At 67.8% G+C, this 14545-nt stretch carries 10 protein-coding genes; 5 read left to right on the top strand and 5 right to left on the bottom strand.

The genetic code is table 11. The features are described from left to right. Positions 1-2: 2 nt before the first annotated feature. Genes AC5P8C_RS16165 through AC5P8C_RS16155 form a run of 3 tightly spaced genes read right to left on the bottom strand, consistent with a single transcriptional unit; the run spans position 3 to position 2413 of the window. Complete coding sequence (locus tag AC5P8C_RS16165) at positions 3-533, bottom strand: TRAP transporter small permease (RefSeq protein WP_019658831.1); 531 nt, start codon at positions 531-533, stop codon at positions 3-5. 10 nt (positions 534-543) lie between these two features. Beyond that, positions 544-1545 carry a TRAP transporter substrate-binding protein gene (locus tag AC5P8C_RS16160; protein WP_019337391.1) on the bottom strand — a complete coding sequence of 334 codons (1002 nt, stop codon included), beginning with the start codon at positions 1543-1545 and terminating at the stop codon, positions 544-546. A gap of 40 nt (positions 1546-1585) precedes the next feature. After that, positions 1586-2413: a 2-keto-4-pentenoate hydratase gene (locus AC5P8C_RS16155; RefSeq protein WP_019337392.1), complete on the bottom strand. Its 828-nt coding sequence runs from the start codon at positions 2411-2413 to the stop codon at positions 1586-1588. Between the two features lie 174 nt (positions 2414-2587). Here AC5P8C_RS16155 and AC5P8C_RS16150 point away from each other — a divergent pair, with 174 nt between their 5' ends. From AC5P8C_RS16150 to AC5P8C_RS16140, 3 genes are read left to right on the top strand one after another with little or no spacing between them, the layout of a single operon-like run. Then, positions 2588-3562, top strand: a complete 975-nt coding sequence (locus AC5P8C_RS16150; RefSeq protein WP_495219165.1) for an alpha/beta hydrolase — start codon at positions 2588-2590, stop codon at positions 3560-3562. Then, positions 3559-5181: a carboxylesterase/lipase family protein gene (locus AC5P8C_RS16145; protein WP_495219095.1), complete on the top strand. Its 1623-nt coding sequence runs from the start codon at positions 3559-3561 to the stop codon at positions 5179-5181. The genes AC5P8C_RS16150 and AC5P8C_RS16145 overlap by 4 nt, the downstream gene beginning before the upstream one ends. Before the next feature lie 51 nt (positions 5182-5232). Next, positions 5233-5820 (top strand): cysteine dioxygenase family protein, encoded by a 588-nt coding sequence (locus AC5P8C_RS16140; protein WP_019658826.1) that lies wholly within the window; start codon positions 5233-5235, stop codon positions 5818-5820. Between the two features lie 34 nt (positions 5821-5854). Here AC5P8C_RS16140 and AC5P8C_RS16135 read toward each other — a convergent pair whose 3' ends face one another. After that, positions 5855-9658, bottom strand: coding sequence for a LamG-like jellyroll fold domain-containing protein (locus tag AC5P8C_RS16135; protein ID WP_311068832.1), 3804 nt, complete (start codon positions 9656-9658; stop codon positions 5855-5857). Between the two features lie 138 nt (positions 9659-9796). Next, positions 9797-12547, bottom strand: a complete 2751-nt coding sequence (locus AC5P8C_RS16130) for a TonB-dependent receptor (RefSeq protein WP_029550752.1) — start codon at positions 12545-12547, stop codon at positions 9797-9799. A gap of 285 nt (positions 12548-12832) precedes the next feature. On the opposite strand from AC5P8C_RS16130, the gene AC5P8C_RS16125 reads away from it, so the two are divergent. Both AC5P8C_RS16125 and eda read left to right on the top strand, forming a co-directional pair. Further along, a complete protein-coding gene (locus AC5P8C_RS16125) occupies positions 12833-13852 on the top strand; it encodes a sugar kinase (protein WP_495219094.1) in 1020 nt (339 codons plus the stop codon). Further along, entirely contained in the window at positions 13839-14477 is a 639-nt protein-coding gene (gene eda / locus AC5P8C_RS16120) for a bifunctional 4-hydroxy-2-oxoglutarate aldolase/2-dehydro-3-deoxy-phosphogluconate aldolase (RefSeq protein WP_308305323.1), read from the top strand. The genes AC5P8C_RS16125 and eda overlap by 14 nt, the downstream gene beginning before the upstream one ends. The last annotated feature ends 68 nt before the right edge of the window (positions 14478-14545 follow it).

Raw genomic sequence — 14545 nt, 5'->3', positions numbered from 1 at the left:
GATCAACGATCTCCTTCAGCGTCTTCGGCGCCGGTGGCGCGGGCCTGCAGCGCGTTCCACGCACGGTTCAGCGCGAACAGCAGCATCAGCCCGCCGCCCACCGCCAGTGGCAGGTAGTTGATGCTCTGCGGCAGATCGGCGCCGGCGGTCTTGATGTCCAGGCCGTCGAGCAGCAGATCACCCGACCAGAAGGCGATGAAGCCTCCCAGCACCGCCACCACCAGCTGCACCAGCACGTCCACCGCACGGCGCAGGCCGGGGCCCAGGTAGGCATGCAGCAGGAAGAAGCCGAAGTGGCGGTTGGTGTGCACACCGCAGGCGGCACCCAGGCTCATCGCCGTGGCCAGCAGCAGCAGCGTGACCGGCTCAGTCCAGCTGGGCGAATCGTTGATCACGTAGCGCGCGAACACCTGCCAGCCCTGCACCACCACCAGCCCCAGCAGGGCAGCAACGGCGCCGTAGATGGCGATGTCGGCGATGCGGTCCAGCAGGCGCTGGCCAGGCCCGGTGGCGGGCGTCGTCGTCTCGATCATGGCAGTGTCCTCAGGCGGCGCGAATGCGGTCGACCAGCGCGGCGATCTCCGGCTGCTGCAGGTACTGCTGCAGCAGCGGCTGGGCGGCGGTGCGGAAGGCGGGCATGTCCACCTCGTTGGCTTTCACCCCATAGGCCAGCACGGCGCGGCGTGCGGCGTCCTCCGACGCATCCCACTGCTCGCGCATCACCTTCACCGACGCGCGCGCGATCTGCAGCAGCAGCTGGCGGTCGTCAGGCGACAGGCGTTCGAAACTGGCACGCGACATCAGCAACACATCCGGCGCGTACGAATGGTCGCTCTGCGACCAGTAGTGCGCCGCTTCGAAGTGGCGGCTGGAATGGAAGCTGCGCATGTTGTTCTCGGCGCCGTCGATCATGTGGGTTTCCATCCCGGAGAACGTGTCGCCCAGCGACATCGGCGTCGGGTTGGCGCCGAGCAGGCGCATCAGCTGGATGAAGATGTCCGATGAGGCGACGCGCAGCTTCAGGCCGTGCAGGTCCTTGGGCGAAACGATGGGGTGCTTGGTGTTGTAGAAGCAGCGTGCACCGGAATCGTAGATCGCCAGGCCGACCAGGCCGCGGCCCTGGAAGCCGCGCAGCACGGCTTCGGCCACGCCGTCATCCAGCGCGGCACGCTGGTGCGCCACCGACGTGAACACGTAGGGCAGGCACAGCGCCTGGGTCAGCGGAAAGGCATTGTTCAGCGCACCGGCATACACGCGGGTGATATCGATGGCACCGAAGCGCGCCATGTCGATCGCCTCGGATTCGCGGCCCAGCTGGCCGGAGTGGTACTGGCGCAGGCGCAGGCGACCGTTGGTTTCGCGCTGCAGCGTTTCGCCGATCCACTTCACCGCGGTGACGGTAGGGTAGTCGGCCACATGCACGTCGGTGGCGGTCAACAGCGCGCCACCGGCCATATCGCCGCCCGGCCCGCGGCCACAGGCGGCGAGCATCGGGGTGGCCAGGGCAGCAGCGCCACCGGCCAGGAAGTTACGTCGTGTGATCATCTGCGCCCTCCCGCGCGTGTTCACCAGGGCAGCCCCGCGGTCATCCCGCGGGCACGGCCCGGCAGGCAATGTCACCGAAGCCGGCAAAGCGCACCAGCGCCGTTTGTCCTGCCTCGATATCGTGGATGCCGGTGGCATTGCCGGTGGCGATCAGGTCGCCCTTGCGCAGCGGCCGGCCACGCAGGGCCGAACGGGACAGCGCAAAGGCATAGGCCGCGCGCAGGCCACCGGGCAGGCGGGTGGCGCCACCGGTGCCGACCACCTCACCTTCGATCAGTGTCTCGGCACGCAGCGAGTTTTCGTCGCGTGCGGTCCAGTCGACGATCTCCGGGCCCAGCACCAGGCCGTTGTTGTTGCCAAAGTCGGACACCACCACGCGCGGACCAAGTTCGTTGATGGTGGCCAGCGGGCTGCTGGCCACTTCCACGCCGATATAGAGGCGCGCAGGCAGCGCTTCGGCCTGTTCCGGGGACCAGTCCAGCTGTCCGGCCGGCGCGTCCTCCAACAGCTCCAGCACGTACTCTGCTTCGACTGCGCCGAAGCCCCCGACGAAGACCGGGATGTCGGTTGTTCCACCGGTATCATTCCAGAGCTGACGTTTGAAGATCGGCCCCAGCAGGCGCTCATCGCCGGAGCCGTCGCGGCGCTCGGCAGCGATGTAACCCACCTTCCAGCCGACCACCGTATCGCTCCACAGGCCAATGGCCTGGTCCTGCACGTGGTAGGCAGCCACCAGATCGACGGGGATCTCTCCGGGGAACGCGGGCAGGGCCTTGCCTGCGCGGCGTGCATCGGTGAAGGCGCGGGCGATGGCGGCTGCACCGTCCGGCGCCGGCCTCTGCCCCTGTGTGCCGTGTTCGTTGCTCAAGAACGGTCTCCCTCTGCGTTGTTGCACTGCCCATCGACAGCGTCTGCAGGAGGTGTATATGGTAAACCGGTGTCATCACGCAAGCCGCAGCGCATCACACCCGCTTCCGGGGCGCCTGCGGCACGCTGCCCACCCTTCGCTGGAGCCCGGTCCGCCATGCGTCTGCCCCCTCTTGTGCTGTTCCTGTGCGTTCTGTTGACGCTTGCCCCGGCACGTGCCAGCGACGTCCCGCTGCGCGACGGCCAGCGGCTTGCCGGGGAGGTGGCGGGCGAACGCCTGCCGCTGTGGCCGGACGGCCAGGTACCTGGCCAGAGCGCTCCGGCGCGGAAGGCGCGGGTGGTTGAGCGCAGCCCCGATCCGGCCCATCCGGACCGGTTCGTGGACGGGATCGATGCGCCATACATGATCGTGCACGCGCCGCCACGTCCGAACGGGCAGGCGGTGCTGGTCATTCCGGGCGGCGGCTACCAGCGGGTGGTAATCGACAAGGAGGGCAGCGCGCTGGTGCCGGACTGGGTGCAGCGGGCAGGCTTCACCCTGTTCGTGCTTCGCTACCGCCTGCCGCAGCCGGGCAGGGACCGCCAGGCGGCGCTGGCCGATGCCCAGCGTGCGCTGCGGGTCGTGCGCGACCAGGCCGCGCGCCGCGGCCTGGAGGCGGACAATGTGGCGGTCATGGGCTTTTCCGCCGGCGGCCACGTGGCTGCGCGGCTGGCCACCGGCTTCGATGCGCCGGTCTATCCCGCACGCGATGCGATCGATCAGCTGAGCGCGCGCCCGGCACGGGCGGTGCTGGTCTACCCGGTCATCGACATGGGCGCGCATGCGCACAGTGGTTCGCGCGGGCGATTGCTGGGCGAGCGCCCTGACCCCGCATTGGCGACGCAGTACTCGGTGCAGGAGCACGTGCATGCGGACATGCCGCCGACGATGCTGATCCATGCCAACGACGATCGCGTGGTCAGCGTGCACAACAGCGAGGTGATGGCGCAGGCGCTGGCCAGGGCGGGTGTCGAGCACGAACTGCATGTGTTCGCCCATGGTGGCCACGGCTTCGGCATGCGCCTGCAGCCCGGCTCCACCCTGGCGCAGTGGCCAGCGCTGGCGCAAGCATGGCTGACAGCAGGAAAGGATGCGGAGCGCAGCCGATGACGGGAGCACCCGACGATCTGCAGCGCCGCCGTTTCCTGCGTGACAGCGCGCGCTGGGCGCTGGCCACGGCCACGCTGGTGGCACTGCCGGCAGCGGCGATGCCCGCTGCACGCGACGAACGCCTGCCGATCGTCCGCGTGCGCGGGGGGCGCCTGCGCGGCCAGCATGAACAAGGCGTGCTGGTATTCCGTGGCGTGCGCTACGGCGCCGATACCGGCACCCATCGCTTCCAGCCACCACGCCGGGAAGCGGCATGGAACGGGATCGCCGATGCACTGGACTATGGCGCGGCCGCACCGCAGGGCGGCGCGGAAGGCCCCGGCAGCGAAGACTGCCTGTTCCTCAACGTCTGGACCCCCGCACTGGGGGATGGCGGCCGCCGCCCGGTGCTGGTCTACATACACGGGGGTGGGTTCAACAACGGCTCCGGCAGCGATCCGCTGTACGACGGCAGTGCGCTGTGCCGCCGCGGCGATGTGGTGGTGGTGACCCTCAATCATCGGCTGAACACCTTCGGTTACCTGTACCTGGGCGCACTTGGCGACGCACGCTACGCCGCGTCGGGGAATGTCGGCCAGCTCGACCTGGTACAGGCGCTGCAGTGGGTGCGCGAGCACGCGGCGATCTTCGGCGGTGACGCTGGAAACATCACCGTGTTCGGCCAGTCCGGGGGCGGCGCCAAGATCGCCACGCTGATGGCGATGCCGGCGGCACGCGGCCTGTTCCAGCGCGCGTGGACGATGAGCGGGCAGCAGGTCACCGCGGCCGGCCCGCGTGCCGCCGCGCAGCGCGCTGCCATCGCAATGGAGGCAGTGGGTGCAAAGGACCTGTCTGCCCTGCTGCGGCTCCCGGCCACGGATCTGCTTGCAGCCACCCGTGCCCGCGATCCATCGCGGGTGGAAAGCACGTCGCTGTACTTCGGGCCGGTACTGGACGAAGTCTCCCTTCCGGTGCATCCGTTCTGGCCGCAGGCGCCGCGGCAGTCGGCCAGCATTCCGATGGTCATCGGCAATACGCGCGACGAGACCCGTGCCTTCCTCGGCAACGATCCGGCCAACTTCACCTTGACCTGGGAGACGCTGCCGGCACAGCTGCAACGCCAGCAGTTCGTGGATCTGCTGCCGCAGACGGTGATCGCCGAGTACCGGCGCCTGTACCCGCATTACACGCCTTCGGAGGTGTTCTTCGCGGCCACTACCGCAGGACGTTCCTGGCGCGGCGCAGTGGAGGAGCTGGAAGCGCGTGCGCGCCAGCCCAGCGGGGCCGCGCCCACCTGGGCCTACCAGCTGGACTGGGGCTCACCGGTGGAGCAAGGCCGGCTGCGCGCCTTCCACACGCTGGACATCCCGCTGGTGTTCGACAACGCCGGCCTGCCCGGCGCACGCACCGGTGGCGGCGCGGACGCGCACACGCTGGCGGCGACAATGAGCGACGCACTGATCGCCTTCGCGCGCAACGGCGACCCCAATCATCGCGGAATGCCGCAATGGCCCCCCTACGCGCTGCCCCGGCGGCAGACCATGCTGTTTGATCGCCAGAGCTGCGTGGTGGACGATCCTCGTGCCGGCGAACGTGCGCTGTATGCAAAAGTACCGTTCGTGCAGCGCGGCACGCAGTGATGACACCGCGGTGCAAACATTCTGTTAACCCCTCTCGGCTAGAGTCGGGGCATGGGAACGATGTCCTTGCCACCGTCATTCACCGGCCGGGAGCGGCTGTTCGCTGCGATCGATGCCGCGGTGATGCTGGGCACGCCGGAGGCCATCACCGGTGCGCTGCAGCAGGTGCTGCGCGAGGCCATCGTCGATCCGTCCATCCAGCTGCCCCCCTGCGTGCGGCGCCCGGTCGAAGGGCATTACGCACGCCGTGAACTGCACCGCAGCCCGACCCTGGGCTACAGCGTCATCGCCATGTGCTGGGGCCCCGGCCAGGGCACGCCGCTGCACGACCACGATGCGATGTGGTGCGTGGAAGGCGTCTGGCAGGGCGAACTGATCGTCACTCCCTATGCGCTGATTGAACAGGATGGCGAACGTCATCGCTTTGCCGCCCAGCCCACGCTGTACGGGCACCGCGGTAGTGCCGGCAGCCTGATTCCGCCGCACGAGTACCACACGCTGTGCAACGCCAGCGACGCGGACGTGGCCGTGTCGCTGCATGTCTACGAGGGCGTGATGGAACGCAGCGCGGTGTTCGAGCCGTTGGATGATGGCTGGTACCAGCGCCGGATGAAACGGCTGGAGACCGAGGCGTCCTGACCCACGCCGGATCACGCCCGGCGTAATGCAGGCATCATCGCGGCACGCCGACCACGTTGTTGAGCCGGGTCACTTCCTCGCCACCGTCGGCCAGCGCCACGCGCACGCGCAGGCCGCTGCGGTCGCCGGCCGGCAATGGCAACCAGACCTGCACGGTCTTCGGCTGCAGGTCACTGGGTGCCCCCAGCGCCGGCACGTCCGTGCGGGCGATCTCGCGACCGCGCGCGTCTTCCAGCATTGCTACGGCCACGCCGGTGCCGACATGGCCCAGGCTGTGCACGGTCACCTGCAGCTGGCTGCCGTCGATGCGTACGTCGCCGCGACCCACGCCCAGGTCCGGCCGTGTTTCCACCGGTGTTCCCTCGGACACGCGTTCGAACTCGAACACCTCGGTACGCCCGGGACGGAACTGCAGCGCCACCGAAGCGCTGGTTTCCAGCTGTACGCGGCGTTCGGCGGGCGTGCCGTCGATGTGGCCATCGCCATCGGCATCCACGCCGCTGCGTATCCGCCAGGTCCCGCTGGCCACGTTCCAGCCGGTCATGTCGGCGCCGATGGTGCGCGTGCCCAGGTTGTAGCTGGTAACGGTGAAACGTTCACGCGACGGCGCATGCACCAGCAGGGCGACCTGTTCGGCCGCGTCCTCGCGGTCGAAGCGCCAGCTGACGGTATGGCCGGGCCAGCTCTGGTTGCGCTTCAGCGCGATGCCGCCCAGGCGTGCGCGCTGCAGGAATTCACTGGGCGCTTCCACGCGGTCGGACCACCAGTGGCCCTCGGTGTTCATGTATGCGCGCTGCACTTTCGCCTGCAGGCCGTCGGCATGCAGGGCGGCGATGTATGACCTGTCGCCGCTGGCCTGCCAGGCCATCAGGCTGGCGAAACCGGTTTTTCCCGCGTCGGCCTCGGCGCGCAGCAGCGGGTACCAGTCCTGTTGCCGGCCCAGTACGTCCACGACGTTCTCGCCCAGGTTGGCCAGTGCGCCCGGGCCGCCACGGGCCACGCGGTAGTCCAGTGCCTGCAGGTACTTCGCATCGCCGCTCCAGCGCCACGCCGCCCAGAAGGTGTGCATCGTGTCACCGCTGCCGGAGCCGTTGTTCAACTCGCCGCCGCGGGTGGCACCGCTGGCCCAGTTGATCTCGTTGGGCAGGGTGAAGCGTCCCTTGTCGTCCTTGCCTGCGTGGGCCAGATAGCCATCGGCCAGGCCGATCACCAGCGCGCGGCCGGTGGGATCGGCGTTGTACTGGCCCAGCAGGAACGCCGGGTGCAGCACCGGGAAAGAATACGGCTTCTGCCACTGCCAGTTCGGTTCGCGGTAGACCTTGTTGCCACCGAACCAGTTGCTGGAAAACAGCAGGTGGCCCTGCGGGTTGCGCAGGATGATGCGCTCGTCGAAGGCCTTCACCGTTTCCATCAGGCGTTCCAGCGTCAGCGGATCACCCCAGTTGAGGTAGAGCATGGCGCTGTTGGTGTTGATGCCTTCCTCATAGGAATGCAGCTCGTCGGTCTCGATGGTGCTCAAGCCGTTGCTGAACATGCCGTTGCGGTACACCGCATCGGACAGCGCGGTCAGCGAGGCGTTCAATCGATCCGGCTGCACACCCATCAGGGCCAGCCCCGGCCACTGCTGGGTCAGGTCGGAATCGTCGGAAATGCCACCACCGAAGTCACCGTAGGCCACCTGCCGTTCGTCGATCCACCAGTCGACGAACTGCCGCACCTGCGCCAGGTCCTGCACCTGGTTGAATGCCCACGCCGGCACGCCCCTGGGCACGGCAGGCGCCGTGTAGGGCGGGCGGCCCTGGCTGTTGTAGCTGATGTAGTTCCAGTACAGGCGGCCGAGTTCATGGTCCGGATCCACCCGCAGCAGGTCGCTCAGGTCCGCGTACACGCGCGCGTACAGGCGCTGGCGCTTGGACGTGGTGTGCTCTTCCACCAGGAAGCCCCAGTTGTCGCGGACCTGGTTGAAGCGGTCGGCCACGTGCTCCTTCAGCGCGTCGGCACGCGGCTTGAACACCAGCCGGACCTGCGCACCGTCGAGGGCATCGGCATCGAAGCCTGGTGCGGCCGAGGCGATGCTCAGCCACAGGCTGTCCGGGGTGAGGATGCGATCGCGCAGGTCCAGCCACAGCGTGCGCGCCTGCCGTGGCGGCACCGACACCGATACATCGATCATGTCGCGCGCCGGCCAGATCGGATCCTTGATGCGGATGTTCAGCGGGATCAGTCCATCGTGGGTGGGCGGCAGGTCCAGCGCGGGAAGGTCGATGGCCACGCCGTCCAGGCCGTCGTGCATGTTCTCCCAGCTGTAGGCCCAGCTGCGGATCAGCGGCTGGTTGGCCGGCGCGTCACCCACCCCGGAAGGAATCAGCACGTGCACGATCGGCTGCGGATGTGCGGGCAGGGTGCCGGCATCCCGCCGGCGGGAACCGGCGCCCTTCGGCAGCGCCATCACCGTGCTGCGTTCGGCGGCCGGGAAACGTCCGTCGATGTAGCGGCGCAATGCGTCCAGGTTGGTGTAGTCGGGCAGCGCCCGGCTGTCGATGATGTAGGTCTGCTTCACCGTGCCTTCCGGCTCGGTGCCCTTGCTCACGTGGTAGGCCCAGATTTCCTGGATCGGTGTTTCCTGCTCGACGTTGCTGAAACGCAGCACGCCGCCGCGCTGCGCGGCAATGTCGTCGACGCTGCGCACCACGCCGCGCGGGCGCGTGACCAGCACGTCGGTGGCATGTCCGGCGTCGGGCCCGTGGGAAAGGGTGCCGAAGGCCGCACCACGGATCTCCACCCGGTTCACCGTTTCGGTGGCCGGCAGGGTCAGGTCCAGGTGCTGGCCGCCTTCCACATAGGTGTTCCAGTCCGGAAGCTGGAAGTAGTCATTGCGGCCGGGCAGGCGCGAGCGGTTGTACACGCCCGGCCAGGTGGTTTCGGCGATGCCATCGGTGGCCTTCCACATCCACGCCTTCAGGTCGCGGGTGTCGGCGAATTCGATCTTGCGGATGCGGGTGCCGCCGGCCGCCAACGCTGGGGGTGCAGCCCCTTCCCAGCCGAAGCGGTGGCGCCAGGCGCGCGTGCCATCGCCGATCGCCACGGCGCTGGCTGGCTCGCGGCCGCGCGCCAGCGTTGCCACCGCCGGCGCATCCAGCATGCGGTCGTAGACCCGGATGTGCTGGAAATCGCTCCCACGCAGGAAGTTGTAGCGACTCTGCACCTGGTACGGTGCCATTACCCGCCCGGCAAGGCCGAGCTGGTCCAGCGCGGCATCATAATTGCCGGTGGCCTGCGCGCGCGCCACTTCGCGGCCATCGATGAACAGGCGCACGCCGTGGTCCTCATCCCAGGCGAAGGCCAGGTGCAACCACTGGTCGGGACGCGGCAGTGCATCCATGCGGAACGACACGCGTGTGCGTGCCAGGTTGGCATCGGTGACGAAGGCATCGAAGCCGTGCCCGTTCCAGTCGATGCGCAGCCAGGCCATGTCCCAGCTGCTGTGGTCGGCGTAGCCGACGCGGAAGATCACGAACGGCGCTTCACCCACCGCGTAGCGTGAACGCCAGTCGAAGGCCAGCGTGCCGCGCTGGGCCAGGATGTTGCCCGGCGCGTCCCAGGCAAGCACGCCGTCGTCTTCCCATTGGATGGCCTTGCCATGCTCGCCGTCGTCGACCACCGCGACCTTGTCGCGAAAGTTCGCTACGGCCTCACCGTGAGCGGTCACGGCCTGCAGGCCGTGATTGGCATCCACATGGAAGAGCAGGGTGGGGACATCGGCGGCGGCCGTCGCGGGGCCTGCAGCCAGGGCCACTGCCAGCAGCAGGCAGCGGGACACGGTCGTGCGGTGCGGCATGGAGACATTTCCTTTCAACGGGCGACGGCCGGCGGCGGGCCGCCGGACCGTAGCAAGGCCACGCCGCAGCGGCACCTTGCGGCGCAGCAGCGGTCATGGCGAACCGCGGCGCGTATCGGTACGCGCCGCCGGCGTTGCTCAGAACTTGTAGCGCACGCCCAGCAGGAACTGGCGGCCGGTTTCGGTGTACTGGAGTGGCAGGCGGCCGGTGGCGGGCGAGTACACCCATTCATCCGAGGCTTCGTTGGTCAGGTTGATGCCTTCCAGGCTCAGTTCCAGCTGGTCGCTGATCTTGTAGCGGATGGACGCATCAATGACCGTGGTGCCGGTCATGCCGTGGTAGCCGTCCAGGTTGAAGCCGGTTTCCTGACCGGGCACCTGGGTGAGGTAGTCATCGCGGTTGGTGGCGGAGACGCGGCCAGCGAAGGTCTCGCCTTCGTAGAACAGCGTTGCGTTCCATGACGATTTGGACAGGCCCAGCAGATCGTTCTTCATCACCGGCTGGCCAGCCGAGTTGATGTACTGGATCTTCGATTCGACCCAGGTGTAGTTCAGCTGCACGCCCAGGTTCGACCACTTGCCCGGCAGGAAAGTGAAGGGCTGGGTGTAGTTCGCCTCGGCGCCGTACAGCTCACCGCCGGGGGTATTGACTGGCCGGGTGAAGGTGAAGTCGTCGGTGGGCGAGGCGCCGGTACCGGTCAGCAGTTCGGCAGGCAGGCCGCTGTCGGTGTACGGGCGGTTCTCGCGCAGGGTCTGGACCGAGGTCTCGATGTCCTTGTAGAACAGGCCCAGGCCCGCCATCGCGCCTTCGGCGAAGTACCACTCGAAGCCCAGGTCGACATTGGTGGCGCGCGTCGGGTCCAGGTTGGGATTGCCGCTGGAGATGGTGCGCGCACCACCGGCCACGGCCACGGTTGCACCTGGCGTCAGGCTGCCCAGGCCCGGGCGGGTCATGACCTTGGCCGCACCCAGGCGGATCAGGAAATCGGGCGTGACCTCGGCCACCAGGTTGAACGAGGGCAGGGTGTCATCGTAGGTGCGGGTGGCGGTGGTGGAGGTGGTACCACTGGCCAGCGTCGACAGCCCGGTGGAGGTCTGCCTGGTGCGCACGTAGCGCACGCCGAAGTTGCCCGACAGCGGCAGCGAGCCGATTTCGGTGCTGAACTCGCCCATCAGGTAGGCACCACGGTCCTTCTCTTCCACGCTGCGCACGTTGTTGGCGCGCGGCGCGACGGCATAGATGCCGCTGTTGCTGTAGATGTCGAACTGGTCGGCGATTGCATCCAGGTTCGGCACCACCCAGTTGGACGGATTGCCATTGATGCCCTTCAGGCCGGCCTGGTTGATCATGTCCACGGGCACGATCCTGCTGCCGCTGGCGAAGGTCGGCACGGCCAGTTCGCTGGCACGGCGCAGTTCGGTGGTCTTGAACGTGTAGTCCTTGGCAAGCACGCCGCCCTTCAGGCGGAAGCCGGGGCTGATGTTCCAGTTGAAGTCGATCTGGCCGGTATCGAAGTCGTTGTCCACGTACTGCGGGCGCAGGCGGATTTCCGCCAGTTCCCAACCGTTGGGGTCGGTCGGGTCGATGCCGTAGTTGAGGATCGGGAAGCGGCTGTTGCCACGGTAGTCGTAGCTGTAGCCCTTGACGTCGTACTTGTCCATGATGACGGTGGTCTGCACTGGATTCTCGTGCCTGGAGCGCGAGATGCCCAGCTTGCCGGACACGGTGAAGTCGTCGCCGAAACGGTGCTGGCCGTTCAGGCTGATCTGCTTGAACTCGGTGCTCCACTCGTCGTGGCGGTTCTCGGTACGGATGTCGACGTTGTCGAATTCACCGTACAGCAGCGCGCCGTTGCGGATCTCGCCGTTCCTGACGATGGTGCTCGGCTTGCCGACCAGGCGCGGGGTGCTGCTGCTGCCACGGCTGAAGGAAATCGCTTCGATGTACTGCTCGTCGCGGGTGGCATCGATCTTCGAGTACAGCATGTCCAGCGATACTTCACTGGCATCGCTGGGCTTCCACTGCAGCGAGCCGGTCACGCCCAGGCGCTTCTGCTCGTGTTCCATCTGCACGTAGCGCGGGAAGCGCGGGTGGAATACATCAGCGGCGCGTGCGGCGGCGAACGGCGATGACGCAGCGAAGTTGCCATTGCTCGGGCCGTTGGCCCAGCGGCCGGTGTTGGAGCCTTCCTCCAGTGCCTGGCGCTCGGAGTAGGCCACCGACAGGAGGGCGCCGAAGGTACCATCGGCGAAGGTGTTGGAGACCAGCGCGGCCAGCCGCGGGTCGGCCTTTTCGGCCATCTGGTTGTAGCCGGCCTGGCCGCTTGCGGCGAAGGTGAAGCCGTCGTAGTCGAACGGGCGCGCGGTGCGCAGGTCGACAGTGGCACCCAGCGAGCCTTCCTCGACGTCGGCCGAGGCGGTCTTGCGCACCACCAGCTGCGAGAACAGGTCCGAGGCAAACACGTTGAAGTCGAAACCGCGGCCGCGGTTGGTACCACCGCTCTGGTCACCGGCGCCGACGGTGGTCAGCGCTTCCATCCCATTGATGCGCACGCGGGTGAAATCCGGGCCCAGGCCGCGCACCGAGATGTTGCGGCCTTCGCCGGCTTCGCGTGTGATCACCACGCCCGGAATGCGCTGCAGCGATTCAGCCAGATTGAGGTCGGGAAACTTGCCGATGTCTTCGGCGACGATGGCATCGACCACGCCGGCCTCGCCGCGCTTGATGTCCAGCGCCTTTTCGACACTGGCGCGATAGCCTGTGACGTTCACCGTGTCCAGGTCGGTAGCGGTCTGCTGCTGGGCGGCCGCGCTGGTGGACAGGGCGAGTCCCACCCCCAGGGCCAGCAAGGTAACCGGTGTCTTTTTTCCATGGATCCGAGATTGCATGCCTTTCCCCTCTCCCAAAGGTCTGGTATCGCAGCTGCGCGGCGAAATGACACCGCTAGTCAAAACCGACGTTAGCAGCACCACCGGGATCGGGCATCTTGCACCGCAACAGATTTGCAATGTCTCCAAGACGCTTGCAGGACAAAGGTTTCGACATATCGCCCAAGCGCTCTCAAGGCGTCTTCGGTCTAGAATGACACCGCTAGCCAATCGCCACGCCCCTCGCGTGGTCCACTTACACGCCATGCAGTGTCCCATGCTGGTGGCACGCGTGAAGGAGCTGAGATGGGTCGTATCGTGTGTTTTGGAGAGTTGTTGCTGCGCCTGGGTGCCCCCGGCAACGAACTGCTGCTGCAGTCGCCGCAACTCCAGGTCCATGTGGGAGGGGCCGAAGCCAACGTGGGTGTCTCGCTGTCCCGGCTTGGACATCAGGTGGCCATGGTCAGCACCGTGGCCGGCAATGCGCTGGGGGCGCATGTACTGGGTGAACTGCGGCGGCACGGCGTGGATACGCGCGGTGTGCGCGAGGACGCCGAGGGCCGCATGGGCCTGTACTTCCTCACCACCGGCGCGGTACAGCGCGCGAGCGAAGTGGTCTACGACCGCGCGGATTCGGCGTTCGCGCGCAGCACTGCAGCCGACTACGACTGGCCAGCGCTGCTGCAGGACGCGCAGTGGCTGCACGTCTCCGGGGTCAGCCCGGCGTTGGGCCCGCACGTGGCGGCGGCCACGCTGGCGGCGGCGCGCGCGGCAAGACAGGCCGGTGTCCGCGTCTCCTTCGACGGCAATTTCCGGCCCCGCCTCTGGCAGCGCTGGGGAGGCGATGCGCAGGCGGTATTGCGCGAACTGTTCGCGCAGGCCGACATCGTGTTCGCCGACTACCGCGACATGGAGGTCTTACTGGGCACCCGCTTCACCCAGCCGGACCTGATGGAGCGGATCGACGCGGCCGCTGCCGCCGCGTTCGGTGCCTTTCCGCAACTGCAGTGGATGGCCTGCACGCAGCGGCAGGTGCTGAGCGTGGACCACCATGTGCTGGGCGCTGTGCTGCTGGGTTGCGACGGAACCCGCGCACAGGCCCCACTGCGTCATCTGCAGGGCATCGTCGACCGCATCGGTGGCGGTGATGCCTTCGCGGCCGGCATCCTGCATGGCATCCTGTCCGGCCTTGATGCCGACGCCACCGTGCGGTTCGGCCTGGCCGCCGGGGCGCTGAAGCACTCCATCCCCGGCGATTTCAATCCTGTCAGCGAAGCTGACGTGCTGGCCCTGATGGGCGAGGAGCGATTCGATGTCCGCCGCTGATCCGCGCGTACGCGCGGTCCTGAAACTGGCACCGGTGATTCCGGTGTACACGCCCGAAAACGTGAATGACGCGGTCGAAGTGGCCCAGGCCCTGTTCCGCGGCGGCCTGCCGGTGATCGAAGTGACCCTGCGCACGCCGCAGGCGCTGGACGCGATCACGGCCATGGTCGAGGCCGTACCGGACGCGGTGATCGGTGCCGGCACCGTGCTTACCCCGGCGCAGATGCAGGCGGCGAAGCAGGCCGGAGCGCGTTTCGCGGTGTCCCCCGGCGCCACGCCGGCACTGTACGCGGCCGCGCACGATGCCGACATGCCGTACCTGCCCGGTGCGGCCACGGCCTCGGACCTGATCCTGGGCCTGGAGCACGGCCAAGACACGTTCAAGTTCTTTCCCGCCGTGCAGGCCGGCGGTGCCGCGCTGCTGGCGGCCTGGCACGGTCCATTCGCCGACGTGCGCTTCTGCCCGACCGGTGGCATCAGCGCGCAGACCGCGCCGCAGTTCCTGCACCTGCCCAACGTGCTGTGCGTGGGTGGCTCGTGGTTGACCACGCCGGCACTGCTGCAGACCCGCGACTGGGAGGCCATCGAGCGCCTCGCCCGCGAGGCCTCGGTGCTGGCCAGCTGAACCCGGCGCACGGATCTTCAAAGGTTTGATCGTGATCAAAGCGCCGGCCTCGTGCCGGCGTCATTCTG

This window comes from Stenotrophomonas sp. YJH_SMC_46 (assembly GCF_059370315.1).
The sequence above is the reverse complement of the archived record's forward strand: the minus strand, read 5'-3'. Positions and strand labels throughout refer to the sequence as shown.

Bases quoted from the DNA above. Each gene is read 5' to 3' on its own strand.
- AC5P8C_RS16140 (WP_019658826.1), top strand. From the start codon at position 5,233: ATGGGAACGATGTCCTTGCCACCGTCATTCACCGGCCGGGAGCGGCTG.
- AC5P8C_RS16145 (WP_495219095.1), top strand. From the start codon at position 3,559: ATGACGGGAGCACCCGACGATCTGCAGCGCCGCCGTTTCCTGCGTGAC.
- AC5P8C_RS16165 (WP_019658831.1), bottom strand. From the start codon at position 533: ATGATCGAGACGACGACGCCCGCCACCGGGCCTGGCCAGCGCCTGCTG.
- AC5P8C_RS16130 (WP_029550752.1), bottom strand. From the start codon at position 12,547: ATGCAATCTCGGATCCATGGAAAAAAGACACCGGTTACCTTGCTGGCC.
- eda (WP_308305323.1), top strand. From the start codon at position 13,839: ATGTCCGCCGCTGATCCGCGCGTACGCGCGGTCCTGAAACTGGCACCG.
- AC5P8C_RS16160 (WP_019337391.1), bottom strand. From the start codon at position 1,545: ATGATCACACGACGTAACTTCCTGGCCGGTGGCGCTGCTGCCCTGGCC.
- AC5P8C_RS16135 (WP_311068832.1), bottom strand. From the start codon at position 9,658: ATGCCGCACCGCACGACCGTGTCCCGCTGCCTGCTGCTGGCAGTGGCC.
- AC5P8C_RS16125 (WP_495219094.1), top strand. From the start codon at position 12,833: ATGGGTCGTATCGTGTGTTTTGGAGAGTTGTTGCTGCGCCTGGGTGCC.